Source organism: Pantoea sp. SGAir0184 (assembly GCF_043544755.1).
Genome location: NZ_CP028051.1, coordinates 98,366 through 123,548, shown reverse-complemented (window position 1 = coordinate 123,548; position 25,183 = coordinate 98,366). Strand labels below are relative to the sequence as shown.

At 59.2% G+C, this 25,183-nt stretch carries 18 protein-coding genes; 11 read left to right on the top strand and 7 right to left on the bottom strand.

The annotated features are described in order from the left end of the window. Nucleotides 1-4 precede the first annotated feature (4 nt). Both C1N60_RS20585 and C1N60_RS20580 read right to left on the bottom strand, forming a co-directional pair. Entirely contained in the window at nucleotides 5-1,144 is a 1,140-nt protein-coding gene (locus C1N60_RS20585) for an ABC transporter substrate-binding protein (RefSeq protein ID WP_081317669.1), read from the bottom strand. Continuing rightward, nucleotides 1,134-3,233 (bottom strand): TonB-dependent siderophore receptor, encoded by a 2,100-nt coding sequence (locus tag C1N60_RS20580; protein ID WP_394522014.1) that lies wholly within the window; start codon nucleotides 3,231-3,233, stop codon nucleotides 1,134-1,136. Before C1N60_RS20580 ends, C1N60_RS20585 begins: the two co-directional genes overlap by 11 nt. Nucleotides 3,234-3,673: 440 nt before the next feature. On the opposite strand from C1N60_RS20580, the gene C1N60_RS20575 reads away from it, so the two are divergent. The 4 genes from C1N60_RS20575 to C1N60_RS20560 all read left to right on the top strand — a co-directional run bounded on the left by C1N60_RS20575 (nucleotide 3,674) and on the right by C1N60_RS20560 (nucleotide 7,919). After that, on the top strand, nucleotides 3,674-4,567 hold the full coding sequence (locus C1N60_RS20575; protein ID WP_058770525.1) for a MurR/RpiR family transcriptional regulator: 894 nt from the start codon (nucleotides 3,674-3,676) through the stop codon (nucleotides 4,565-4,567). A gap of 208 nt (nucleotides 4,568-4,775) precedes the next feature. Further along, nucleotides 4,776-5,690 carry an alpha/beta fold hydrolase gene (locus tag C1N60_RS20570; RefSeq protein ID WP_394521918.1) on the top strand — a complete coding sequence of 305 codons (915 nt, stop codon included), beginning with the start codon at nucleotides 4,776-4,778 and terminating at the stop codon, nucleotides 5,688-5,690. Nucleotides 5,691-5,821: 131 nt separating this feature from the next. Further along, the gene (locus C1N60_RS20565) at nucleotides 5,822-6,418 is read left to right on the top strand and encodes a TetR/AcrR family transcriptional regulator (RefSeq protein WP_394521917.1); all 597 of its coding nucleotides are present in this window, start codon (nucleotides 5,822-5,824) and stop codon (nucleotides 6,416-6,418) included. 49 nt (nucleotides 6,419-6,467) lie between these two features. Then, nucleotides 6,468-7,919: an MFS transporter gene (locus C1N60_RS20560; protein WP_394522013.1), complete on the top strand. Its 1,452-nt coding sequence runs from the start codon at nucleotides 6,468-6,470 to the stop codon at nucleotides 7,917-7,919. A 32-nt stretch (nucleotides 7,920-7,951) separates the two neighbouring features. Here the strand turns inward: C1N60_RS20560 and C1N60_RS20555 are convergent, their stop codons facing one another. Beyond that, nucleotides 7,952-10,132, bottom strand: a complete 2,181-nt coding sequence (locus C1N60_RS20555) for a TonB-dependent siderophore receptor (protein WP_058781407.1) — start codon at nucleotides 10,130-10,132, stop codon at nucleotides 7,952-7,954. A gap of 492 nt (nucleotides 10,133-10,624) precedes the next feature. Here C1N60_RS20555 and C1N60_RS20550 point away from each other — a divergent pair, with 492 nt between their 5' ends. From C1N60_RS20550 to C1N60_RS20535, 4 genes are read left to right on the top strand one after another with little or no spacing between them, the layout of a single operon-like run. Then, a complete protein-coding gene (locus C1N60_RS20550) occupies nucleotides 10,625-11,521 on the top strand; it encodes an ABC transporter substrate-binding protein (RefSeq protein ID WP_021509534.1) in 897 nt (298 codons plus the stop codon). After that, nucleotides 11,518-12,441 carry an amino acid ABC transporter permease gene (locus tag C1N60_RS20545; protein ID WP_021509533.1) on the top strand — a complete coding sequence of 308 codons (924 nt, stop codon included), beginning with the start codon at nucleotides 11,518-11,520 and terminating at the stop codon, nucleotides 12,439-12,441. The genes C1N60_RS20550 and C1N60_RS20545 overlap by 4 nt, the downstream gene beginning before the upstream one ends. Beyond that, entirely contained in the window at nucleotides 12,434-13,195 is a 762-nt protein-coding gene (locus C1N60_RS20540) for an amino acid ABC transporter ATP-binding protein (protein ID WP_058758829.1), read from the top strand. The genes C1N60_RS20545 and C1N60_RS20540 overlap by 8 nt, the downstream gene beginning before the upstream one ends. A gap of 34 nt (nucleotides 13,196-13,229) precedes the next feature. Beyond that, on the top strand, nucleotides 13,230-15,542 hold the full coding sequence (locus tag C1N60_RS20535) for a molybdopterin-dependent oxidoreductase (protein ID WP_394522012.1): 2,313 nt from the start codon (nucleotides 13,230-13,232) through the stop codon (nucleotides 15,540-15,542). Here the strand turns inward: C1N60_RS20535 and C1N60_RS20530 are convergent. Continuing rightward, nucleotides 15,535-16,866, bottom strand: coding sequence for an aspartate aminotransferase family protein (locus C1N60_RS20530; RefSeq protein ID WP_264444533.1), 1,332 nt, complete (start codon nucleotides 16,864-16,866; stop codon nucleotides 15,535-15,537). The genes C1N60_RS20535 and C1N60_RS20530 overlap by 8 nt on opposite strands. A 99-nt stretch (nucleotides 16,867-16,965) precedes the next feature. Between C1N60_RS20530 and C1N60_RS20525 the strand changes: the two genes are divergently transcribed. Then, a complete protein-coding gene (locus C1N60_RS20525) occupies nucleotides 16,966-17,883 on the top strand; it encodes a LysR family transcriptional regulator (RefSeq protein ID WP_104187211.1) in 918 nt (305 codons plus the stop codon). 173 nt (nucleotides 17,884-18,056) lie between these two features. Here the strand turns inward: C1N60_RS20525 and betA are convergent, their stop codons facing one another. From betA to betI, 3 genes are read right to left on the bottom strand one after another with little or no spacing between them, the layout of a single operon-like run. Continuing rightward, a complete protein-coding gene (gene betA / locus C1N60_RS20520) occupies nucleotides 18,057-19,736 on the bottom strand; it encodes a choline dehydrogenase (protein WP_021509528.1) in 1,680 nt (559 codons plus the stop codon). A 25-nt stretch (nucleotides 19,737-19,761) separates the two neighbouring features. Next, nucleotides 19,762-21,234 (bottom strand): betaine-aldehyde dehydrogenase, encoded by a 1,473-nt coding sequence (betB, locus tag C1N60_RS20515; RefSeq protein ID WP_394521916.1) that lies wholly within the window; start codon nucleotides 21,232-21,234, stop codon nucleotides 19,762-19,764. A 13-nt stretch (nucleotides 21,235-21,247) separates the two neighbouring features. Next, nucleotides 21,248-21,844: a transcriptional regulator BetI gene (gene betI / locus C1N60_RS20510; RefSeq protein WP_058758824.1), complete on the bottom strand. Its 597-nt coding sequence runs from the start codon at nucleotides 21,842-21,844 to the stop codon at nucleotides 21,248-21,250. 241 nt (nucleotides 21,845-22,085) lie between these two features. Here betI and C1N60_RS20505 point away from each other — a divergent pair, with 241 nt between their 5' ends. Together C1N60_RS20505 and C1N60_RS20500 are read left to right on the top strand one after the other, a co-directional pair. Next, entirely contained in the window at nucleotides 22,086-24,116 is a 2,031-nt protein-coding gene (locus C1N60_RS20505) for a choline transporter (RefSeq protein ID WP_021509525.1), read from the top strand. A gap of 105 nt (nucleotides 24,117-24,221) precedes the next feature. Beyond that, on the top strand, nucleotides 24,222-25,178 hold the full coding sequence (locus tag C1N60_RS20500) for an apurinic/apyrimidinic endonuclease family protein (RefSeq protein WP_159377768.1): 957 nt from the start codon (nucleotides 24,222-24,224) through the stop codon (nucleotides 25,176-25,178). Nucleotides 25,179-25,183: the final 5 nt, after the last annotated feature.

The following is a 25,183-nucleotide window of genomic DNA, read 5'->3' as shown; positions in this document are numbered from 1 at the left end:
ACGGTTAATCCACCGCCGGAATCCGCATAAACAGCGTGCCGCGATAGGGGATCGGCAGGAAATCACGGAACAGGGTTTCCAGCGTCTGCTGCGGATCGATGTCGGCGAACAGCTGCGGATATAGCGTTTTTGCCATAAACTCGGTCACCGCAATGTGCCACGGGCTGAGGTAAAAATTCATCCAGATTGCCGCTGCATGGCCGTTGCGAATCGCCTTCAGCTCACGCAGGCCGTTCTGCTGCGCGGTGAGCTGGCGGAAACTGCTCAGCACCGCGTCGGGCGCGACGTCCGGCCCGAGGCGCAGCAGGCCTGCGCTGGCGTTATCGCCAAAGCCGGTGGCAAAGTAATACTCAGGCTGGGCTGCGATCACCTGCTCCTCACTCAAACGGCCAAACACGCCGTGCTGAGTTTTGCCAGCAATATTGTCGCCGCCGGCGGCGTTGAGCAGCTCGCCCAGACTGCCGTTAATCGCCGTCACGCAGCACTCGTTGCGCCGTCCCAGATGCAACTGCAACAGCACCGTGGGTTTCGGCCCGTGATAGCGCGCCAGCCGTTCCTCAATCACCTGCAGATGCGCACTGTAAAAGCGGTTGAATGCCGCCGCGCGCGCCTGCTGATTCAGCACCTCACCAAAAATCTCTACGCTGCGCCGCGTGTTCTTTAACAGATGTACGCGCAGATCGATCTTCACTACCGGAATATGCGCAGCATTCAGGATGCTGACCAGCCTCAGATCGGCATCATCGTAGCGCGCCAGGCTGGGCAGAATGACCACGTCCGGCCGCAGGGCGAGAATCTGCTCCGGATTGATCGCCTGAGGGCCGCCCGATCCGAGCGTCGGGATGTTCAGCATCTGCGGAAACCGCTGCGCAAAACTGTTCCACGTCTGGCTGTCATACTTTTGCAGATCGCGCGGCCAGCCGACGATGTGGCGGAACGGGTCATCCGGCGCCAGCAGTGCCAGGGTATACAGCATGCGGCTTTCACCCAGCACGATGCGCTGCGGATTATCGGGAATCTCCACCCGATTGCCGTCAATATCGGTGATCACCCTGGCCAGCGCGCTGGTGCTGAACGCCAGCAGCAGGAGGGCTGCCAGCCAGGCACGCCACGTCAGCGGCTTTTTCGCTCGATCAGAATTCAACGCTGGCCTCGACCATCATGTTACGGGTTTCCCCTTCGCGCACGCGCAGGTTGCCGCCGCTGGAGGTGTAATAGTGCTTATTGAACAGGTTATTCAGGTTAAGCTTCAGCTGGGTTTTCTCGCCAAACAGCTGATTATTCCAGGCGATAAAGCTGTCGGCGACCACATAATCCGGCAGCGTAAAGCTGTTCTCCGGATCACCGGCGCGTGAGCCAACGTAGCGCGCACCGCCGCCGACGCGGAAGTCACCGGGAATGCCGTTCAGCGTCAGGTTATGGCTCAGGTAAAGCGCCCCGGCGTGACGAGGTGCATTCTGCAGGCGGTTGCCATTGTTCGCCGGATTGACGCCATCGTCGACGATTTCAGCCTTATCGTAGCTGTAGTTGGCGCTCAGATCCCAGCCCGGCAGCACTTCCCCATTGAGCTCAAATTCAGCGCCGCTCGAACGCGCTTTATTGATGGCGCGCGTGGTGCCGTTAATGTTGAGCGACATATCGCGTTCGTCGATGCGGTACAGCGCTACGCTGGCAAACAGCCGGGGCGAAATCTGCCACTTGCTGCCCACTTCCCATGTGGTGCCCTGTTCCGGCTTGCCGACGTTGCCGTCATCGTCGACGTCAGTCGACGGCGTAAAGGATTTGCTCACGCTGCTGTACAGTGAGACATCCGGCGTCAGTTTGTAAATCAGCCCGGCCTGCGGCAGGAACTTGTTGCCCTCGCTATCCAGCGTTTGCACCACCGGATCGAAGCCCTTTGACGCGCGCTGTTCATAGTGCTGATAGCGTCCGCCCAGCACCGCAATCCAGTCGTCGGTGAGCGAAATGCTGTCTTTGGCGTATACCGAGCGACTGTGCAAGCGGTTAAGCAGGTTAGCGTTGGCGCTGTTTTCACTGCTGCTGTTGGTGAGCGGTGCCAGCATATCGTATTGCGGATCGTACAGGTTGAAGGCGGTGTTCGCTTTGCCCTGATACTGGTGCGCACGGTAAGTCTGGTTCATTTCATAATCGGTGCCGAACACCACATCGTGCGTCATGCCAAACAGCTGCGGTGAACCGATCACATCCCACGCCACGTATTTGGTTTTATGGTTGAAGCCACGGTTGGCGTCGGCGCGGCGCGTCACCACGCCGGTGGTGGGGTTGATCGCCGTAACCCGCACTTCGTTGTTGTCGTACTGACGCTGGTTCCAGCCAAAAGTCAGGCGCGTGCTCCACGCCTCATTGAACTGCCAGTCGTAGTGCGCGTTCAGGGTTTTATTGTGGCCCCACGCATGGTTAGCTTTATCGTCCAGGCGATCTTTATAGCCAATCGCTACCGGCTTACCGTTAACAAACGCCGTGCCGCGATCGTAGGGAATATCGTATTGATAATCTTCGTAGCTGATGAGGAAGCTGGCCTGCTCGCCATACCACTGTAGCGAGGGGGCGATTAAGGTGTGTTTATCGCTGCCGAAATTGCGCCAGTAATCCTGATTCTGCTTTTCGGCAATCAGGCGGAAAGCAAAACCGTTGCCGAGCGGGCCGGTGACGTCCAGCGTGCCGGCGGCGCCGCCCTCGCTGGCTGCGCGACCGCTGACTTTGGTGTGCCAGGTGTATTGCGGCTTTTTGCTCACAATATTGATCACGCCACCGGGATTCTGGATACCGTACAGCAGCGAAGCCGAGCCCTTCAGCACCTCGACACGTTCGGTGGTGGCATCAAAATTCAACCCCTGGCTGCTGCGCACGCCATCACGATAGATGGAACCATCCGAGTTGCTGCCAAAGCCGCGGCGTACAAAGCCATCTTCGGTACCTGCCAGCGTATTGCCTTCGCTTACGCCGCTGACAAAGCGCAGCGCGTCGGCGAGGCTGGCGGCCTGATAATCCTCCAGCTGCTGTTGCGTCACCACGCTCACCGATTGGGCTTCATTGAGGCGCGACACCGGCGTTTTACTGGCGACCGAACTGCTGGTGGCGCTATAGCCGTCGTCACTGTTTTGCTGCTGTGCCGTTACGGTGAGGGTGCTGTTTTGTTCAGCGGCAAGGCTGTCAGTACTGCTGAGTGCCGTTACGCCGTAAATAGCGGCAAGGATAGCCGGATGGCACATTAATTTAACCGCCCGCGGTGAGTTGTTCTGCATCGAATATAAACCTGGTGTAATTGCGGGATTATTTATTCCGCGCAACGAAGCTATCAGTAAAATGCTGCCGGTGACGAACAGGACATTCGCGGCCCGGCATTGTTATGCCATCAGTCAGCGGAAAAAGGCGGCTGAGATGTAATTGAGAATCATTCAAACATGAAAAAATGTAGTAGTAAACGTAAATGATGGTGTGGATACTACAGCAGAACGCGGCAGAAACTTTTGAACCGGGATTGTCAGAAAACTTATTTTAAATCAGCTTATTATTTATTTTATAGCGTTTGAAGTTGGCCGGGTTAAGCCAGGCGCGAAGGGAGTGGGCAGCGGTAGCGGCGCAAATTTTTACTACAAGCCGGCCTGCCGACGCGGTTCACAACGATGCGATATTACTAACAGGCAACATAATGGCGGCAAATAACATTAAAAATCGGGTGGATGTATTCGGTGAACGCTACCGTGCGCGCGTCACGACATTATCGGCCAGCCTGCAAACGGTGGCGCGATATATCCACGAACATCGTGAGGCTATATTAGACGCGACTGCATTGGATATCGCCCAGGCCACCCAAACCTCTGACGCCACCGTGGTGCGCACCGTGCAGGCGCTGGGCTTTGCCGGTTTGCGCGATCTGAAAACCACGCTGGCCGCATGGTTTGGTCCGGCGCAAAACTCGGAAGAGAAGATGAGCGCGACCATCAGCGAACTGTCGTGTGACATCAACTCCGGCATCGATTTTGTGCTGGGCGGCCATCAGCGCGCCTGCGAAGTACTGGCAGAACCGGTCAACCGTCAGGCGGTGGCGGCTGCGGTGACACTGCTGCTGGAAGCGCGTCAGGTGGCGCTGTTTGGCATCAACGCTTCCGGCATTCTGGCGGAGTACAGCGCGCGACTGTTCCGGCGCATCGGCCTGCCGGCGGTGACGCTTAACCGTGCCGGGATTGCGCTGGCAGAACAGCTGATAACGCTACAGCGCGGCGATGTACTGATCATGATGGCGCAGAAATCGGCGCACCGTGAGGGCATGACGACGCTGAAAGAGGCGCAGCGGCTGGGTATGCCGGTGATTCTGCTGACCCACGCGCTGGATTCGGCGTTTGCGCAGCAGGCGGATGTGGTGATTAACGTGCCGCGCGGCGGTGAAAATGGTCGCATGCCGCTGCACGGCACGGTGCTGGTGTGCCTCGAAATGCTGATTCTGGCGGTGGCCTCCGCCAGTTCGGCACGCACGGTTAAAACCATGAAACGCATTCAGGATCTCAATCGATCGCTGAAACCCACGTCGAAGAAGGCGGGATAACCGCATATCACTCAGGCGCGGCGGCGGGGCGATTCACTCCGCCGTTCGCTTCCGGATCTATTTCACAGACTCGCTTGCAAGGCGCGCGTGGCTGTCGTTAATATTAAGGAAATAAACATTTCCTTAATCAGTACGCGGTAACGGCGCGGTAGCGCAGAATCGCATCCAATAAGGAAACACTCTTTACCAAAATAGCCGGAGAACGCTTATGTCACTGCCTGCCCTGGACGCCGCGCCGCGCTGGTCACAGCCCGTCGATCACCTGCCGCAATTTAACCATGCTTACGCCACGGTCGCGGGCGTGCGGCTGCACTACGTCAGCGGTGGCAAGGTGCAGGGACCAGTGCTGGTACTGCTGGCGGGCTTTCCGCAGAGCTGGTTTGCCTGGCGTAAGGTGATGGCGCAGCTGGCGGCAGACTATTTCATCATTGCGCCGGATCTGCCCGGCCAGGGCGACTCCGACAAGCCTGCCAGCGGTTATGACACCACCTCGCTGGCGCACAGCGTGCAGGGATTGTTGCAGCAGTTAGGTGTTAAGCGTTACTTCCTGGCCGCGCATGACGTGGGTGCCTGGGTTGCCTGGCCGCTGGCGATGCTGCACGGTGATGCCATCAGCAAACTGGCGCTGCTGGATGCCGGCATTCCCGGCGTGACGCTGCCGGATGCGCTGCCTGCGACGCCGGACAAAGCCTGGAAAACCTGGCATTTTGCTTTTCACCTGTTGCCGGATCTGCCGGAAGCGCTGATCGCCGGTCGTGAAGCGCTCTATCTGCAGTGGTTTTTACAGCGCAAAGCAGCCAGCCCGATGGTGTTTGGTGACGAAGAGATGGCGGAATATGTGCGGCTGCTGCAGCAAAACGGCGCGCTGCGCGCCGGCATGGCGGCGTACCGTGAAGTCAGCACCTCTGCGGAGCAGAATCGTCAGTTGTTGCAAACCCGGGGCAAACTGGCGATCCCGCTGCTGGCGGTGAGCGCCGATCAGGGTTCGATTGCCGATATGGCCCAGCCGCTGCGCACTTTTGCGGCCGACGTCAGCGGTATTCGCCTCGCGCACTGTGGTCATTTTATCCCGGATGAGCAACCGCAGGCGCTGGCCGACGCGTTACGTCAGTTTTTTGTATGACGCATCACTTAACCCTGATTATCCATGTATAAGCGGCCGTGTCGTGAAGTGGCTGCGACTGACTTGCAATAGCCACTGCATTGCAGCTAAGATAGGAACCAGTTGGTTTATAATTACAGGGGAGGGCAGTGATGAAGAACCTGACCGTCATCGGTCGCCCGCGCGAGTTTGAGCTGGAAGAGGCCGCCCGCAGCGCCATGCACGTTTTCTGGGATCGCGGCTATGAAGCGGCGTCGCTACCGGATTTGATCGCCGGGACCGGTTTATCGCGCGGCAGTCTCTACAAGGCGTTCGGCGATAAAAAAGGGCTGCTGCTGGCCGCGCTGGATATCTACATGACCGAAGGTCTGAAAGCCACCTCGGATATTCTGGCGCAGCCCGGCGCGGTTAAAGCGGCGATTCGTGCCTCGCTGCTGCGTTATGCCGCGCTCTCCAGCGGCGAGAAAGGGCGGCGCGGTTGTCTGGTGGTGTCGCTCACCACCGAGATGGCCGCGCATGATGACCAGGTTGCCGAACGCACGGGACGCATGTTCCGGCGTTTGCAGCAGCTGTATGCGGCAACGCTGGTACGCGGTCAGCTGAGCGGAGAGCTGCCCGAGCGTGATGAGCAGGTGCTGGCACGCTTACTGGTTTGCCAGATTGAAGGGATGCGCATCCTCGGTAAAACCGGGGCAACGGAAGCTGAGATGAACGCCGTGGTGGACTGCACAATGCGTCTGCTCGACTAAATTTTTTTATCTATATTGGAACCGATTGGTTCCTTAGTGAGGTGTTATGATGTCCGAATCGCACGCGTTAACTCCCGATCCGCGCCGCTGGGCGATGTTCATCGTCCTGCTGACAGGCGCGTTTTTACCGCCGCTGGATTTCTTTATTGTGAATGTGGCGCTGCCGTCGATTCAGAGCGATTTGGCCACGTCCGGCTCGGCGGAGCAATTTGTCATCTCGTCCTATGCCGGGTTTTATGCCGTCACGCTGATCACCGGCGGTCGCCTCGGCGATCTGTTTGGTCGCGGGCGCATGTTCTTCATTGGGCTGACCGGGTTTGCGGCGGCTTCTGCACTCTGTGGCTTTGCCTGGTCGCCGGGCGCGCTGATTGCCGGCCGGGTGCTGCAGGGCATCACTGCAGCGATTATGGCCCCGCAGGCGCTGGCTTCGATTCAGGCGATTTTCCCGGAAGCGGAGAAATCGCGTGCGCTGAGCCTGTACGGCGCGGTATTTGGTCTGGCTTCGGTGATCGGCCAGGCGCTGGGCGGCATCCTGATCTCACTCAACCTGTTCAATAGCGGCTGGCGCGCCATTTTCCTGGTCAATCTGCCGGTAGCGCTGCTGGTGGTGCTGTTTGGCATCCCGTTGATTAAAGAGACGCGTGCTCAGCACGCGCGCAAGCTGGATTTTGGCGGAATGGGACTGTCGATGGTTACGCTGGGTCTGCTGATCGTGCCGCTGATTGAAGGGCGGGAAGCGGGCTGGCCGCTGTGGGCGTGGCTATCGCTGCTGCTGGTGCCGGTGCTGGGCACTCTGTTCTGGCGCTATGAAAGCCGGCTGGCAAAGCAGGGCGGCGATCCGCTGATCGATCCGGCGATTTTCAGCGTGCCGGGTCTGGGGCTGTCCCTGCTGCTGGCGCTGCTGTTCTACTCAATTGGCGTATTCTTCCTGCTGTTCTCGATCTATTTACAGGGCGCGCTGCATCAGGGCGTACTGAGCGCCGGGCTGATCTTTCTGCCCTTTGGTGCGGGTTTTCTGCTGGGGCCGTTATCCACTCCCTCTGCGCGACGGCTGATTGGGCCTTACGTTAACGCCACTGGGATGGTGCTGGAAGTGGTCGGCCTGCTGGGCCTGGTGTGGCTGATGGCCAGCACGCCGGTTGGGATGTCACCAGCGGCGCTGCCGCTGGCTCTGGGACTGTTTGTGGTGGGGTTTGGCCAGGGGCTGGCGCTGCCGACGCTGATGCACATCGTCACCGGACGCGTGGCACCCGCCTGGGCCGGGATGATTGCCGGTATCGCCAGCTCCACGTTGCAACTGAGCACGGCGCTGAGCGTGGCCATTATCGGCGGGATCTTTTATGCCGTGCTGGGCACGGGCAAGGGGCCGGGAGAGATTACCCATGCCTTCATCGTGGCGATAGTGTGTATGTCGATCTGTCTGGCGGCCGGCGCGCTGTTGAGCATCCGGCTGGCGCGCAGGCCAGCCACACAGGCGGCGGTGCTTAAACCCCTCAGCTAAGTTCGCTCGCTCTAACCAATCGCGTCCATTCCTCAGAACGACATCGTGACACCGGCGTACCAGGCGCGGCCCGGTTCGTTATAGGTCGATGCCCCGGCATTTTCGCGATAAACGCGCTTATCAAACAGGTTATTGATACCGGCGTTGGCGCTCAGGTTTTTAGTGATGTCATAGTTGAGGTTCAGTCCGACAATGGAATACGGGCTGATTTCACGCTGCGACAGACCACGGCTGGCCTCGAGGCTGGTTTCCGCATACTGACGTGGCTTCTGCCGGCCGTATTGCGTCCAGTTGATGTTGGCGCTGAGCGCCTCAGTCGCCTGCCATTCCAGCTGCGAGTTGATGGTGAATTCCGGAATCACCGTCAGCGGGTTACCGGTTTTTTTGCTCTCCGAGCGGAACATATAGGTGGCATTGGTGCGCCACTCCAGCGTGTCGGCGATCAGCGGGATGCTCAAATTGCCTTCCAGCCCTTCGACGATCGCCTTGCCGCCATTTTCCCAGCGCAGCAGGTTATACGAGCCGGTTGAAGCCACCGGCGTGGTGCCGGAGATGATTTTGTTTTTGTAATCATTGCGGAACCAGGTGATGCCCGCGACATAGCCCTGATTACTGAACTCAATGCCCACTTCTTTATTCACGCTGATCTCGGGATCGAGGTCTTTGCTGCCCAGCAGGTAGCAGCGTGACAGGCCAATCGGACAACCGTTGCCGCGCGTCGACAGGATATAGCCCTCGGTGGACTGATACAGGTTGGGCGCTTTAAAGGCGCGCGCAATACCGGCTTTCAGCGTGAAGTAATCACCGAGGCCCTGCGACAGGTTGAGGCTCGGGCTCCAGTTAGCGCCAAACTGATCGTGATAGTCGAAGCGCAGGCCGGGAATCACTTCGGTGGAGTCGGTGGCGGCGATGTTGTCTTCGAAATAGAGCGAGCTGATGGTGGCGCTGTTTTTACTGTCACGCTGCGAACCATCGCTGGAAACGCCGCCGAAATCGACGCCCGGTGCGCTGGTGGCCTGTACCGATGCCGGATCGTTAAGTTCATCGCGATTCCACTCAGCACCCAGCGTAACGGTTTGATCGACCAGCAGCTGCAGCGGGAAATTGATCTCCCCGCCGGCGCGATAGCTCTCCAGCCGGCTGGTAGCGTACGTATCGCTGTTGATCATCCCTTCGGTGCTGCCGCCGGAGCCTTCTTTCAGGCGGGTGTTATTGGTTTTCTCATAGCTAAAGTTGAGCTTAGAGGTGCCCCAGTCCCAGATGCCGTTGTGCACCACTCCGTAGTTCTGGCGATACAGGCGGTTGGTTTCGCTGCCGTACAGCGCTTCAACCAGTCCGTTAGCGCTGGCATTGCTGTTGCTGTTTTGCGTGTCGCCGGCATAAATATTGCCCTGGCGACTGTAGCCATAGCTGAAATCGACAATCTGCGTCGGGGTGATTTTCCACGACAGCACGCCGTTGATGTCTTTATTACGCACCCCTTCGCGTCCGGCGGCGTAAGCGCCATTTTGCGCGGTATTGATGTCGAAGGCGTCGGCATCCGTTTTGTTCAGGTTGCCGTACAGCCGCATGGTGAGTGCCTCACCGGCCAGCGGACCGCTGAGGTTGAAGTTTGCGCGGCGGGTGGCGCCTTCCTTGTCATCTTCTGGCTGGTTAGTGAACAGCGACAGCGAACCGTGCCAGTCATTGGTCGGGCGTTTGGTAATAATGTTGACCACACCGCCGGCGGCACCGGAGCCATAACGGGCAGCGGCCGGACCGCGTATCACCTCAATGCGTTCCACCATTTCCGGCGGTACCCAGTTGGTATCCCCGCGTGAGTCGCGCTCACCGCGCCAGCTGTAGCGCACCGAGTTACGGGAGGTGACCGGCACGCCATCGATCAGCACTAAGGTGTTTTCCGGGCCCATGCCGCGAATGTCGATCTGACGGTTGTTACCGCGGCTGCCGCTGGCGCCGTTACCGGTGAGGTTAACGCCGGGCATTTTGCGGATGATGTCCGCGAGGTCGTTAACGGGCGGACTTTTTTTGATGTCTTCAGCGGTAATGGTGGAAACCCCCGGCTGCTGCTTCAACTCCTGCTCTGCCGTCACAATCATCGACTCATCGTCAGCCAGCTTCTCCGTGGGTTCAGCGGCAAACACCGGTGAGGTTAACAGGCCCGCCAGGCACAGTGCGACCGGACGCTTTTTGCCACATACAGTTACATTCACTTATATCATCTCCCTGATGCGTTAACATTTGTAAGCAAATGCGCATGATAATGAGAATGGTTTGCATTGTATATTGATGTGCGACTTCTTTACATTCCTGCGCAAATCGCCTCGACGGGCCGCTTTTTTGTCAGTTTTTGTCAGCAGGGCGATACGCTGGCTTAGACAGGAACGTTATGGCTAATAAGCAAATCATTCAGCATGGCAGCATAAGCAGGTGCCTGATTTGCGGTAACAATCTGATTTTTGCGCGATGACAGGGCCGCATTCAGGCCAGCAAAGAACCCTATTGCCGGATTTCGGCAATAGATATCTGTTTTTCGCATTTGTGATCGCTGCCTATCTTCCAGAGAATGGCTGCGGGACGTTCAGAGGATGACAATCCTTTGCGCCGCGCGGCTTTACGCGACATGGGCAAAGGGAAAAATACATCGCTACCTCGACGCCTTTTCCCTGCCGGGAAACATTTTAAATATCAGGAGAAAGGTTCCAGTGAAATTCGCAAAAGGTATCACCCTTTTCGCACTCGCTCTCAGTGCGCACACCGCGTTTGCCGCCGAACAATCCGTCCCAACCGACAGCTCACTGCATGTACAGGCTGATGCCGCGCTGAAAAGCCTGGTGCCCGCCGACGTGGCGAAGCGTGGCTATATTGTGGCAGGAACCAACCCCAACACGCCGCCCACCACCTTCTATAAAGAAGACAACAAAACGCTGGCCGGTCGTGAAATTGACATCATGAACGCGGTCGGTGAGCGTCTCGGCATTCAGGTGCAGTGGCGTGATACCGGCGGCTTCGACAACATCATTCCGGGACTGAAAACCGGTCGCTACGATGTGGCCTTGTCCAACATCAACGCCACGCCGGCGCGCGCCAAAATTATCGACTTCGTGAGTTACTACGACGCCAGCCGTCTCGGCATTATTTCGCGGAAAGACGCCAACGTCGCGCCGTTCAAAACCCTCGACGAGGTGTGCGGTAAAGAAGTCGGCGCCGGTTCCGGCACCACTCAGGTGACCCGTCTGGAAGAGGCCAGCAAAGCTTGTGAAGCGGCCGGGAAAAAACCGATTAAAGTGTCAGTGTTCCCGGATCGCCCGGCGGGTGTTCAGGCGGTGGTGAGCGGGCGTGTGCCGATGTTCCTCGGCCCGTACGAAGGCCTGCTGTGGCAGGTGAAAGTGATCAAACCGCTGACCATGAGCGGCGAAATCACCGTGCATGATGCGCCGGTATCGGTCGCCTTCCCGAAAGATTCCGCGCTTGAACCTGCGGTACAGGCAGCGCTGAACTCGCTGATTAAAGATGGCAGCTACCAGAAGATCCTGGATAACTGGGGCATCGGCTTTGGCGCGGTTAAAGAGTCAAAACGTAATCAGGATATCTTTCAATGAGTGACTTTCACGACCACACCGACGATCTGAAAATCGTCGGTAAACGCTACTACGGACGCTGGCTCAGTGCGCTGGTGGTGCTGTTGTGCGTGGTGGCGATGGCGCATTCGATGATCAACAATCCGCGCTTCGAATGGGGCGTGATTGCGGAAAACTTCACTGGCGAGTCAATCCTGCAGGGCGTGCTGATGACGCTGCAGCTGACAGCGATTTCGGTGGTGCTGGGCTTCGCCTTTGGCACGGTGCTGGCGCTGATGCGCCTGTCATCCAACCCGGTGCTGGTCGGCGTCAGCTGGTTCTATACCTGGTTTTTCCGCGGCGTGCCGATGCTGGTACAGCTGTTCCTGTGGTACAACATCGCGGCGCTGTACCCGACCATTTCGCTGTCGCTGCCGGGTCTGGGTGAAATCTGGAGTACTCAGTCCAATGCGCTGGTCAGCCCGTTCAGCGCGGCGGTGATCGCGCTGGTAATGCATCAGTCTGCCTATGCGGCTGAGATCGTGCGCGCCGGGATTCAGAGCGTTGGCAATGGCCAGCTGGAAGCCGCACGTGCGCTGGGTTACCGTCCGGCGCAGATTTTCCGTCATACCGTACTGCCGCAGGCGATGCGCGCCATCATGCCGCCGGCCGGTAACGAAATCATCGGCCAGCTGAAAACCACGGCGGTGGTATCGGTGATCTCCCTGCAGGATGTGCTGTTTTCGGCGCAGATCATCTATCAGCGCACCTATGAAGTGATCCCGCTGCTGCTGGTGGCGACGCTGTGGTATCTGCTGATGACCTCGGTACTGTCGGTTGGTCAGTTCTACGTCGAGCGCTACTTTGGCCGGGGCGTCACGCGCCGTGAAAAGCGCAGTTTACTCAAGTCGCTGCCCGGTTTTTCCGCGCCTAAAGCCGAAAGGAGCGTCAGCAATGGCTGAAGCAATCGCCTTACGTAAGGTGACCAAACGTTTTTCCGGCGTCACTATTCTGGATGAAGTTAATCTTGATATCCCGGCCGGCTCGGTGACGGTGATCCTCGGACCGTCCGGCTCAGGCAAATCGACGCTGTTGCGCTGCATCAATCATCTGGAAAAACTGGATGGTGGCACGATTCGTATCGGTGGCGAGATCATCGGTTACAAACAGAAAGGCCAGGCGCTGCACGAGCTGAGCAGCAGCGAGATTGCGCGTCAGCGTGCCGAAATCGGCATGGTGTTTCAGCAGTTCAACCTGTTCCCGCACCGCACCGTACTGCAAAACATTGTCGATGCGCCGATGCGGGTGAAAAAACAGAGCCGCCAGCAGGCGACCAGCAAAGCGCTGTCGCTGCTTAAGCAGGTGGGGCTGGCCGGGCGCGAAGAAGAGTGGCCGCAGAATCTTTCCGGTGGTCAGCAGCAGCGCGTGGCGATCGCCCGTGCACTGGCGATGGATCCCGGCGTGATGCTGTTTGATGAGCCCACGTCTGCGCTCGATCCGGAACTGGTGGGTGAAGTGCTGCAGGTGATTAAACAGCTGGCGCACTCCGGCATCACCATGGTGATCGTGACACACGAGATCGGTTTTGCGCGCGAGGTGGCCGATAACATCGTGTTTATGGAAGGCGGACGGATTGTGGCGGCGGGGCCGACGCAGCAGGTGCTCGACGATCCGGAAAACGGACGGGTAAGAAACTTTATTGCAACGGTGCTGTAAGCACCGTTTTTCATTTTTGACTCCAGGAAGCATGATGACGCAAAAACCGGTGATGCACAGCGCCCACTGGGGTGCTTTTACTGCCCGCCAGCAGGGCGATCGACTGACCATCGAACCGTTTCACGGCGATCCCGATCCCAGCCCGCTGCTGCAAAACTTTCACAATGTCCTGCATCATCCGGCGCGCGTGGCGCAACCGATGGTGCGCCGTGGCTGGCTGGAAAACGGGCCCGGCGCGGATCCGCGTCGCGGCAATGATGACTATGTGGCGGTGAGCTGGGAGCAGGCTTACACGCTGGTGGCGCGCGAATTGCAGCGCGTCGGGGACGCGTATGGGCCGGAAGGTATTTTTGGTGGCTCATATGGCTGGTCAAGTGCCGGCCGTTTTCATCACGCGCAGAGCCAGGTGCACCGCTTTCTTAACACGGTGATGGGTGGCTACGTGCGCTCGGTGAACAGTTACAGTTCCGGCTCGGCTTCAGTGCTGTTACCGCATATCGTTGGCGACATGAATGAGATCGCCCGCCGCGGCGTCAGCTGGGAAGAGATCGCCCGGCATAGCGAGATCGTGCTGGCGTTCGGCGGCCTGGCGCTAAAAAATTCGCAGGTGGCAAGCGGAGGTCTGAGCGAACACACCGAACGCGGCTTTATGCAGCAGGCGGCAGAACGCGGCGCACGCTTTATTTCGGTGAGCCCGTTGCAGAGCGATCTGCCCGATGAGGCGCAGGGAGAGTGGCTGGCGCTGCGTCCCGGTACCGATGCGGCCTTCATTCTCGGTCTGCTGTCGGTGCTGATTGACGAGCAGCGCACCGATGAGGCTTTCCTCGCGCGTTACACCGTCGGCTGGCCGCAAATGGTCGCCTATATTCGCGGCGAAGAGGACGGTACGCGGCGCGACGCACAGTGGGCGGCTGAGATTTGTGGCGTCAGCGCGGCAACAATCACCGATTTTGCCCGTCAGCTGCACGGCAAGCGCGTGCTGGTTACCGTGGCGCACGCGTTGCAGCGCGCGGAACACGGTGAGCAACCGGTATGGCTGGGGCTGGTGCTGGCGGCCGCGCTGGGACAGCCGGGGCTGCCGGGCGGTGGATATACCTATGCACTCGGCGCACTCGGCCACTACGGTAAGCATCATAATCTGGTGAGTTTCCCGGCGCTGCCGCAGGGTAAGAACGGTATTGACCGGCTGATTCCGGTGGCGCGCATCGCCGATATGCTGCTGCATCCCGGCACGCAGTTTGATTACAACGGCCGGCGTCTGACCTATCCGCACATCCGGCTGGCCTACTGGGCGGGCGGCAATCCGTTCCATCATCATCAGGATCTGGCGCGGCTGCGGCAGGCGTTTTGCCAGCTGGATACGCTGATTGTGCACGAGACCGCGTGGACTGCCAGCGCGCGCCATGCGGATATCGTGCTGCCTGCCACCATGACGCTGGAGCGTGAAGATATCGGCGGTGCGCCGACCGATCGTCATCTGTTTGCCATGCAGCCGGTGGCGCAACCTTACGCGCAGGCGCAGGATGACTACACCATTTTTGCTGAACTGGCGCGTCGTTTAGGCCGTGAAGAGGCGTTCACCGAAGGACGCGACGCCCGCGGCTGGCTGCGCCATCACTATGCGCAGCTGCAGGAAAAACTGGCCGCGCATCAGGTGACGATTCCTGACTTCGACCAGTTCTGGCTGCAGGGCGTGATTGAGCTGCCGCAGCTGAAAGATGGCGGGCGGATGATCAATGCGTTTCGGGCCGATCCGGCGGCGGCACCGCTACCGACACCGAGCGGCAAAATCGAAATCTTTTCCGCCACCATCGCCAGCTTTGGCTATGAAAATTGCCCCGGCCATCCGGTGTGGCGCGCGCCGCAGCAGCAGCCGGATGCGGAACATCCGCTGTGGTTGATCGCGAATCAGCCGGCCACGCGCCTGCACAGCCAGCTGGATTTTGGTGACTACAGCCTGAGCGGCAAATGCGAAGGACGTGAGGTGTGCAGCCTGCATCCGCACGATGCCGCCGCGCGCGGCATTACCGACGGCGACATTATCGAGTTGTACAATCAGCGCGGTCACGTGCTGGCCAGCGCTCGCGTCACCGAAAGCATTATGCCGGGTGTGGTGCAGTTGCCGACCGGCGCCTGGTACGATCCGGTCGATCCCACCGCGCTGCGACCGCTGTGCCGCCACGGCAATCCGAATGTGCTGACGCTGGATATCGGCACTTCATCGCTGGCGCAGGGCTGTAGCGGACAAATCACCGTGGTGCAACTGCGCAAATACCGCGGCGAACTGACGCCGGTGCAGGCATTTATTCCGCCGCAGCCGGTCAGCTACAGCACTGAGATTATCTGAGGCCGTGCAGGGCTTCGCCTACCGCATCAAACAGCCGGTCCAGTTCGGCCGGCTGGGTATCAAACATCGGGCCGAACTGCAGCGTATCACCGCCAAAGCGGACGTAAAAGCCGGCTTTCCACAGCGCCATGCCCGCTTCAAACGGCCGCACGGTCGCGTCACCTTCACGGGGTGCCAGCTGAATGGCACCGACCAGCCCGCAGTTGCGGATATCCACCACCTGCGGACAATCGCGCAGCCCGTGCAGCGCACGTTCAAAATGCGGTGCCAGTTCGGCCGACTGGCTAATCAGCGCCTCGTTTTCCAGCACGTCCAGCGTCGCCAGCGCGGCCGCGCAGGCCACCGGATGCGCCGAATAGGTGTAGCCGTGCGCAAACTCAACCGCGTGCTGCGGCAGCGGCTGAGACATAAAGGTGTGATAGATTTCGCTGCTGGCCACCACGCCGCCCAGCGGAATGGCACCGTTGGTAATCTGTTTGGCGAAGTTGAGCAGATCCGGTGTGACGCCAAAATACTCCGCGCCGCTCCAGCGTCCCATGCGGCCAAAGCCGGTGATTACCTCGTCAAAAATCAGCAAAATATCGTGCTGCGTACAGATCTCACGCAGGCGCTGCAGGTAGCCGTGCGGCGGAATAATCGCGCCGGCGGATCCGGACAGCGGTTCGACAATCAGCGCGGCAATAGTCGAAGCATCATGCAGTTCAATCAGCTTCAGCATCTCATCCGCCAGCGCCTCGCCCCCAGTGGCAGGCTGGCCGGAGGTAAACGCCAGCTCTGGCTGCAGCGTATGCGGCAGGTGATCAACCTCCAGCAGCTGACCAAAGGCCTTACGGTTGCCGCCGATTCCACCAAGGCTGGTACCGCCAATGTTTACGCCGTGATAGCCGCGCGCGCGACCAATCAGCCGGGTTTTATTGGGCTGGCCTTTGGCCCGCCACCAGGCGCGCGCCATTTTCACCGCAGTATCCGCCGACTCCGACCCCGAACCGGTAAAGAACACGTGGTTGAGATGGCCGGGCATCAGGCTGGCGATGCGCTCGGCCAGCTGAAACGACAGCGGATGGCCGTACTGAAAGCCCGGCGAGTAATCCAGCGTACCGAGTTGCTGCACGACTGCCTGCTGGATTTCACGGCGCGTGTGGCCCGCGCCGCAGGTCCATAAACCGGACAGACTATCGAAAATCTGGCGGCCGTCGCCATCGGTCAGCCAGTGGCCGTGCGCGGCGACAATAAAACGGGGATCCTGCTGAAAATAGCGGTTAGCAGTGAACGGCATCCAGTGCGCCTGTAAATTCAGGTCGGCGGTATTGATCGGCTGTGACATCGGGTTTTCTCCGGCATGTGTTAAGCAGAGTTTGCAATCCGCCGCCGGTTAAGTTAAATGCTAATTAACTTGTCTTCACTTATGGATTTACTCACCTGAATGAAAAAGAAAACGCTGGCCCAGGTGACCGACTTCGACCTCAGACTGCTGCGCGTTTTCAAAACCGTCAGCGAGTGCGGCAGCTTTTCCGCCGCCGAAAGCCTGCTCGGTATTACGCGCTCGGCCATCAGCCTGCATATGAGCGATCTGGAAAAACGGCTGGGCATGCGCCTGTGCCAGCGCGGTCGCGCCGGGTTTGCGCTCACCGAGGAAGGGCGTGAAATTTTACGACACAGCGAGACCATGATGGCGGCGGTGGAAGATTTTCGCCAGCAGGTGAACCAGATGCATCAGCAGCTGCGCGGGGAGTTCAACATCGGCATCATCAATAATCTGGTGACGCAGCCGCGCATGCGTCTCACCCATGCGCTGGCGGCGCTGCGGGAGAGCGGGGCAGGGATCCGGATCAACATCAGTATGTTAACCGCGGCGGATATCGAGCGAGGCCTGCTGGAAGGACGCCTGCACGTGGGCGCGCTGCCGATGGCGGCGCCGGTCTCCGGGCTGGCGTACGCACAGCTGTATGATGAACATGCGCAGCTCTATTGCAGCCACGCGCACCCGCTATTTAACCAGGCGGAGCGGCCGGAACACCACGCGCTGGCGGCCTGCGATGCGATAGCGCCGCTGTTTCGCATGCCGGCGGAGGCGATTGCGCTGCATCAGCAGCTGAACTGCAGCGCCACCGCTTCCGATCGCGAAGGGATCGCATTTCTCATTCTCACCGGGCGCTATATCGGTTTCCTGCCGGACCACTACGCCGCGCAGTGGGTGGAGAAAAAGCAGATGCGCGCCCTCGCGCCGCAGCAGTTCCATTACCACAGTCAAATCGCGCTCGTCACCCGCCAGGGCCCGCGTCACAACGCCATCCTGCAACGCTTTTTGCAGGCGCTGGCGCTGGACGAGCACGGTGCTTAGCGGAGGTGCTAAGGCTATCTAGTTACAACATACTGTTAGTTTGCTACATCAACCCGGGTGCCAGCACCGTGCGGCGCAAAGTCTGACAGACCTTAGTGGCAGGCAGGGTGGCGAGAGAGAAGAGGGCGAAAAAAAGGGGAGAACCGTACGTTCTCCCCTGAGATATTACTGCTTTATGCGCGCAGCGGCTCGCCGCGCACCGGGCGATCGCCCGCCACGAAGTAGTCCGCTTCGCTGCGCGGCAGCGGCTGGCGACCACGAATGTTGTCGGCGATCTTCTCGCCAATCATGATGGTGGTGGCATTCAGGTTACCGGTGATGATCAACGGCATAATTGAGGCGTCGACCACGCGCAGCCCCTGCAGGCCGTGCACGCGACCTTCGCCATCCACGACCGCCATCTCATCGCTGCCCATTTTACAGGTGCCGCACGGATGGTAAGCGGTCTCAGCATGGTTGCGCACAAACTCATCCAGCTGCTCGTCGCTCTGGCACTCCAGCCCCGGACTGATCTCTTTGCCGCGATACTTATCCAGCGCCGGCTGGTTGATGATTTGCCGCGTGATGCGGATGGCATCGCGGAACTCATGCCAGTCCTGCTCGTGCGCCATGTAGTTGAACAGAATCGCCGGATGACGGCGCGGATCGCGCGACTTAATGCGCACGTGACCGCGGCTTGGTGAACGCATCGAACCGACGTGACACTGGAAGCCATGCGCTTCTACAGCATTCGAGCCGTTGTAGTTAATCGCCACCGGCAGGAAGTGGTACTGAATGTTGGGCCAGGCAAACTCTTCCCGGCTGCGGATAAAGCCACCGCCTTCAAACTGGTTGCTGGCGCCGATACCGGTGCCTTTGAATAGCCACTCGGCACCAATTTTCGGTTGGTTCCACCACTTCAGGGCCGGATAAAGCGACACCGGCTCTTTGCACTCGTACTGCAGGTACATCTCCAGATGATCCTGCAGGTTTTCACCGACGCCCGGCAGATCATGCACCAGCGGGATGTCGTGCTGCTTCAGCAATGCCGCCGCGCCTACGCCGGAACGCTGCAGAATCTGCGGCGAGGCGATAGCACCGGCGCACAGCAGCACTTCACGCCGCGCATGCACGGTGTGCGACGTATCGCTGGCGCCGTGCAGATACTGCACGCCGACCGCGCGTTTGCCCTCGAACAGAATGCGATCGGTGGTGGCGTGGGTGATGATTTTCAGGTTCGGACGCTGTTTTGCCGTATCCAGATAACCGCGCGCGGTGCTGGAGCGGCGGCCCTGCGGCGTCACGAAACGGTCCATCGGACCAAATCCTTCCTGCTGATAACCGTTGAGATCGTCGGTGCGCGGATAGCCCGCCTGCACGCCGGCTTCAATCATCGCGGCGAACAGCGGGTTGTTGCCAGGCTTACAGGTGGTGATGCTCACCGGGCCTTCGCCACCGTGATAATCATTAGCACCGATATCGCGCGTTTCCGACTTGCGGTAGTAGGGCAGGCAGTCGCGGTAAGTCCAGTTTTCCAGTCCCGGCTGCTGCGCCCAGTTGTCGAGATCCATGGCGTTACCGCGGATGTAGCACATGCCATTGATCAGCGACGAACCGCCCAGCCCTTTACCGCGTCCGCACTCCATGCGGCGGTTATTCATGTGCGGCTCAGGCTCGGTTTCGTACGCCCAGTTGTAGCGTTTGCCCTGTAACGGCCAGGCCAGCGCCGCCGGCATTTGCGTGCGAAAATCAAAGCGGTAATCGGGACCGCCGGCCTCCAGCAGCAGGACGTTCACGCTGCTGTCTTCGGTCAGTCTTGTTGCCAAAACGTTCCCTGCGGATCCGGCTCCGATAATGATGTAATCAAATTCCATTAGTCGCTCCTCAGGTTAAGCTTGATTAAAATACCGACTGAAAACGGGTCAGTTCGACCTGCACAGACTTCACCTGGGTGTAGCTCTGCAGCGTCATCAGGCCATTCTCGCGGCCGATACCGGAGTGCTTGTAACCGCCCACCGGCATTTCAGCGGCGGATTCACCCCAGGTGTTGATCCAGCAAATGCCCGCTTCAATCTGGTGAATGACGCGGTGCGCGCGATTCAGATCCCGGGTGACCAGACCCGCCGCCAGGCCGTATTCGGTGGCATTGGCGCGGCGCACCACTTCTTCCTCGCTGTCGTAGGTCAGGATCGACATCACCGGTCCGAAAATCTCTTCGCGTACGATGGTCATCTCATCACTGCAATCGGTGAACACGGTCGGTTCTACCCAGGCACCGTTATCAAACGCTGCGCCGCTCAGACGTTTACCGCCGCACAGCAGGCGCGCGCCTTCGCTGATGCCGGATTCGATATAGCGCAACACATTGTCACGGTGCGGGAAGCTGACCAGCGGGCCAAAGTTGGTGGCCGGATCGTTGACATCGCCAGCTTTGATGCGCGCCACGCGTTCAGCGATTTTGGCCTCAAACGCCTGCTGCAATGCCGTCGGCACAAACACGCGCGTGCCGTTGGTGCACACCTGGCCGGAGCTGTAGAAGTTCGCCATCATGGCGATGTCGGCGGCGAGATCGAGGTCGGCGTCGTCAAACACGATCAGCGGCGATTTGCCGCCCAGCTCCATGGTCACCTCTTTCAGCGTGGAGCCGGCCGCGTTGGCCATCACTTTTTTGCCGCTGGCCACGCCACCGGTGAAAGAGATTTTGTCGATGCCCGGATGGTCGGTCAGCAGCTGACCGGTCACCGCGCCGCGCCCGTTCAGCACATTGAACACGCCATCCGGTACGCCGGCTTCGCTGTAGATTTCTGCCAGCTTCAGCGCGCTCAGCGGCGTCACTTCGCTGGGTTTAAAGATCATCGCGTTACCAGCCGCCAGCGCCGGCGCAGATTTCCACAGCGCGATCTGGATCGGATAGTTCCATGCGCCAATACCGGCGACCACGCCAAGCGGTTCGCGGCGCGTATAGACGAAGGAGGTATCACGCAGCGGGATCTGCTGGCCTTCCAGCGCCGGGATCAGGCCAGCGTAGTACTCCAGCACATCGGCACCAGTAACAATATCCACCGCCTGGGTTTCACTCAGCGGTTTACCGGTGTCGAGGGTTTCCAGCGCCGCCAGCTCATCGTTACGCTCGCGCAGGATATCCACCGCACGGCGCAGGATGCGTGACCGCTCCATCGCCGTCATGGCCGCCCAGATTTTCTGGCCTTTTTGCGCGGCGGCGACCGCGCAATCGACATCCGCCTGCGCGGCTTCATGGACCTCGGCCAGCACTTCGCCATTGGCCGGGTTGATGGTCTGGAATGTGTCGCCCGCTGCTGCGGCAACGTATTGACCATCAATGTATAAATGCTGCTCGGTGAATCGGGACATGGTTGCTCCTTCCTCAGTGATTCGCGGCGCCAGCCAGCTGCTGGCGAATGAATTGGGTGGTGAGCGTTCTGGCAATCGCCAGATCAAACGGTTTGCCGCTCAGCGCGGCGCGCAGCCACAGGCCATCAATCAGCGAGGCCAGACCGTGCGCGGCCAGCCGCGCCTGCTCACGCGGTAGCTCGCGGCGAAACTCGGCAGCGAGGGTGGAAAACAGGCGACGGCTGCTGACGCGTTCCAGGCGACCCAGCTGCGGCTGATGCATGCTGCTGGCCCAGAAGTCCAGCCACGCTTTCATCGCTGCGCTGTGCACCTGGGTGTCGTCGAAGTTACCTTCGACAATCGCCAGCAGGCGCGCTTCGGTGCCGGCTCCCGCCAGCGGTTTCAGTCGTGCCGCCACCGCATCACGCAGCTGACGCGTCACGTCGCGCATGGTGGCTTCCAGCAAACCGTTTTTGTCTTTGAAGTAGTGGCTGATGATGCCGGTCGAGACGCCGGCGCGCCGCGCAATCTGCGCAATGGTCGCGTCATTGATCCCGACTTCGTTAATGGTACTCAGGGTCGCATCAATCAGTTGCCGACGACGTATCGGCTGCATTCCCACCTTTGGCATGACTCCAGCTCCACCGCAATGTAAGGCCCCTATTAAAACTTTTTTTGATTGCACGTTCAATATAAAAAAGAAACTTGTTAGGATACTGTGCTTCGGTTGTTATAAAAGCGCAACGGGATGGTGAATGCTGAACCGTGCCGGACAATCAGGAGGGAAAACAGGAGAACGATACCGATAAGGCCGATCGCTACGGCCCTGCTACTTCATTGAATAATTACAGGAAATTAACCAGAGGTAACCGATGATTAATCCACCTGCCAGTGAAAAAGACAGAATCAATCCCGTGGTGTTTTACACCTCTGCCGGACTGATTCTGACATTTTCACTTGTCACCATTTTGTACAGCGATCTCGCTGCCGGCTGGATCCAGAGCGCCGTCAACTGGGTATCGTCCACCTTTGGCTGGTACTACATGCTGGCCGCTACGCTGTATATCGTCTTCGTCATCTATATGGCCTGTTCACGCTACGGCGCCATCAAGCTGGGCCCGGAGCAGTCCAAACCCGAATTCAGTCTGCTGAGCTGGTCGGCGATGCTGTTTGCCGCCGGCATCGGCATCGATTTGATGTTCTTCTCGGTGGCGGAACCGGTCACGCAGTATATGCAGCCGCCGGAAGGCGCCGGGCAGACCCTGGAAGCGGCGCGTCAGGCGATGGTGTGGACGCTGTTCCACTACGGTCTGACCGGCTGGTCGATGTACGCGCTGATGGGCATCGCGCTCGGCTACTTCAGCTACCGCTATAATCTGCCGCTCACCATTCGCTCAGCGCTCTATCCGATCTTCGGCAAACGCATTAACGGCCCGATTGGCCACACGGTGGATATCGCGGCGGTGATCGGCACCATTTTTGGTATCGCCACCACGCTGGGTATCGGCGTGGTACAGCTCAACTACGGGCTGAAAGTGTTATTTGATGTGCCGGAAGGGCTGACGGCGCAGATGGCGCTGATTGTACTGTCGGTGGTGATTGCCACCATTTCGGTGACCTCGGGCGTGGATAAAGGCATCCGCATTCTGTCGGAGCTGAATGTCGCGCTGGCGCTCGGTCTGATTCTGTTTGTGCTGTTTATGGGCAAGACGGATTTCCTGCTCAACGCGCTGGTGCTGAACGTCGGTGATTACATCAACCGCTTTATGGGCATGACGCTCAACACCTTTGCGTTTGATCGTCCGACGCAGTGGATGAACAGCTGGACGCTGTTTTTCTGGGCGTGGTGGGTGGCGTGGTCGCCGTTTGTCGGCCTGTTCCTCGCCCGTATTTCCCGTGGCCGCACCATCCGTGAGTTTGTGCTCGGCACGCTGATTATCCCGTTCACCTTCACGCTGCTGTGGCTGTCGGTGTTCGGAAACGCGGCGCTGTACGAGATCATCCACGGCGATGCCGGTTTTGCCCAGGAAGTGATGGCGCATGCCGAGCGCGGGTTCTACAGCCTGCTGGCGCAGTATCCGGCGTTTAAGTTCAGCGCCTCGGTCGCCACCATTACCGGCATGCTGTTTTATGTTACCTCGGCGGATTCCGGCTCGCTGGTGCTGGGGAACTTCACCTCGAAGCTGAAGGATATCAACAGCGATGCGCCAAACTGGCTGCGCATTTTCTGGTCGGTGGCGATTGGCGTGCTGACCATGGGCATGCTGATGACCAACGGCATCTCTGCGCTGCAAAACACCACGGTGATCATGGGCCTGCCGTTCAGCTTCGTGATTTTCTTTGTGATGGCCGGGCTGTATAAATCACTCAAAGTGGAAGATCACCGCCGCGCCAGCGCCAGCCGTGATACCGCGCCCTATATTCCGGCGAGCAATGACCGTCTGAGCTGGAAAAAGCGGCTGTCGCGCCTGATGAACTATCCTGGCACGCGCTATACCCAGCAGATGATGGAAACGGTGATCTATCCGGCGATGCAGGATGTCGCTAAAGAGCTGGAGCTGCGCGGCGGTCGCGTATCGCTGGAGAGCGTTGCGCCGGAAGAGGGCCAGCCGCTGGGCTACCTTGATCTGCGCGTGCACCTCGGCGAGGAGCAGGATTTCGTCTATCAGGTGTGGCCGCAGCAGTACTCGGTGCCGGGCTTTACCTATCGCGCCCGCAGCGGTAAGTCGCACTATTACCGGCTGGAAACCTTCCTGCTGGAGGGCAGCCAGGGCAACGATCTGATGGACTACAACAAGGAGCAGGTGATCATCGACATTCTCGATCAGTACGAGCGTCACCTGAACTTTATCCATCTGCACCGTGAAGCGCCGGGCAGCAATATCACTTACCCGAGCGTGTAACAGTGCGGGCAGCCGTGCAAGGCGGCTGCCCGTTTTATCACGCGGCGTTCCTCGCATAATTGCCAGCGGCAGCTAGACTCACTAGCTGACCTGAAGGGGAACATAATGAAATTGGGTTTTGCGTGTAAGTACTTTGATTCTGAGGCTAAACAGCCATTTCCATTTAAAACCACCACCCGCACACGCTTTCTCGCTATGGAGCGTAACGCGGCGGCCACGCTGCTGCTGGCACTGGCACAAAATAACCTGCAGAACCTCTCTCTGACGCTGGAACAGCTGGCGCAGCAGCCGGATGCATTACGCATGATGCGTATCGGCAGCGATCTGCTGCCGCTGTACACTGTGCCGCTGGCCACAGAACTGTATGGCGATATTCTGCCCGAGCTGCAGCCGCTGTTTAGCCGCTGCGGCGAATTGGCCCGCGCGCACAACATTCGCCTGTCGTTCCATCCCGGCCAGTATACGGTGCTGGCTTCGGATAATGATGACGTGGTGGATCGGGCGCTGGAGGATGTCGAGTACCACACGCTGTGCGCGGCGCTGATGGGCTACGGCAGGCAGTTTCAGGATTTCAAAATCAACATCCACATGAACGGCAAGCGCGGTATTGAGGGTTTTCGCGCGGCGTTTATGCGCCTTAGCCCGGAAGCCCGCAATATGCTGACGGTGGAAAATGACGAAATTTCCTGCTCGCTGGATGACGTTTTGCAGGCGCGTGCGCTGTGTCCGGTGGTACTGGATATTCACCATCACTGGGTGAAAGAGAATCAGTTTATTCAGGCCAGCGATGCGCGCGTGGCGCTGATTCTGGAGTCGTGGCGCGGCGTGCGGCCGGTGCTGCACTATTCGATCGCCCAGGAAGGGCTGATCCCGGAGAGCGGCTTTCCCGATCAGGAGCAACTCGCCGCCTCAAAGCCGAAGCTGCGCGCCCATTCTGACTACTATTTCAACCAGACGCTGAATGACTGGGCGCTGTCGTTTGATCGCTTCGACATCATGTGCGAAGTCAAAATGAAGAACCTCGCGCGCGATCGGCTGTATGACTATGCGCAGACGCGCTGATTACC

What these genes read in the sequence shown, in the direction of transcription:
- C1N60_RS20580 (WP_394522014.1), bottom strand. Translation starts at nt 3,233, where the DNA reads ATGTGCCATCCGGCTATCCTTGCCGCTATTTACGGCGTAACGGCACTC.
- C1N60_RS20575 (WP_058770525.1), top strand. Translation starts at nt 3,674, where the DNA reads ATGGCGGCAAATAACATTAAAAATCGGGTGGATGTATTCGGTGAACGC.
- C1N60_RS20570 (WP_394521918.1), top strand. Translation starts at nt 4,776, where the DNA reads ATGTCACTGCCTGCCCTGGACGCCGCGCCGCGCTGGTCACAGCCCGTC.
- C1N60_RS20565 (WP_394521917.1), top strand. Translation starts at nt 5,822, where the DNA reads ATGAAGAACCTGACCGTCATCGGTCGCCCGCGCGAGTTTGAGCTGGAA.
- C1N60_RS20560 (WP_394522013.1), top strand. Translation starts at nt 6,468, where the DNA reads ATGTCCGAATCGCACGCGTTAACTCCCGATCCGCGCCGCTGGGCGATG.
- C1N60_RS20545 (WP_021509533.1), top strand. Translation starts at nt 11,518, where the DNA reads ATGAGTGACTTTCACGACCACACCGACGATCTGAAAATCGTCGGTAAA.
- C1N60_RS20540 (WP_058758829.1), top strand. Translation starts at nt 12,434, where the DNA reads ATGGCTGAAGCAATCGCCTTACGTAAGGTGACCAAACGTTTTTCCGGC.
- C1N60_RS20535 (WP_394522012.1), top strand. Translation starts at nt 13,230, where the DNA reads ATGACGCAAAAACCGGTGATGCACAGCGCCCACTGGGGTGCTTTTACT.
- C1N60_RS20530 (WP_264444533.1), bottom strand. Translation starts at nt 16,866, where the DNA reads ATGTCACAGCCGATCAATACCGCCGACCTGAATTTACAGGCGCACTGG.
- C1N60_RS20525 (WP_104187211.1), top strand. Translation starts at nt 16,966, where the DNA reads ATGAAAAAGAAAACGCTGGCCCAGGTGACCGACTTCGACCTCAGACTG.
- betA (WP_021509528.1), bottom strand. Translation starts at nt 19,736, where the DNA reads ATGGAATTTGATTACATCATTATCGGAGCCGGATCCGCAGGGAACGTT.
- betB (WP_394521916.1), bottom strand. Translation starts at nt 21,234, where the DNA reads ATGTCCCGATTCACCGAGCAGCATTTATACATTGATGGTCAATACGTT.
- betI (WP_058758824.1), bottom strand. Translation starts at nt 21,844, where the DNA reads ATGCCAAAGGTGGGAATGCAGCCGATACGTCGTCGGCAACTGATTGAT.
- C1N60_RS20505 (WP_021509525.1), top strand. Translation starts at nt 22,086, where the DNA reads ATGATTAATCCACCTGCCAGTGAAAAAGACAGAATCAATCCCGTGGTG.
- C1N60_RS20500 (WP_159377768.1), top strand. Translation starts at nt 24,222, where the DNA reads ATGAAATTGGGTTTTGCGTGTAAGTACTTTGATTCTGAGGCTAAACAG.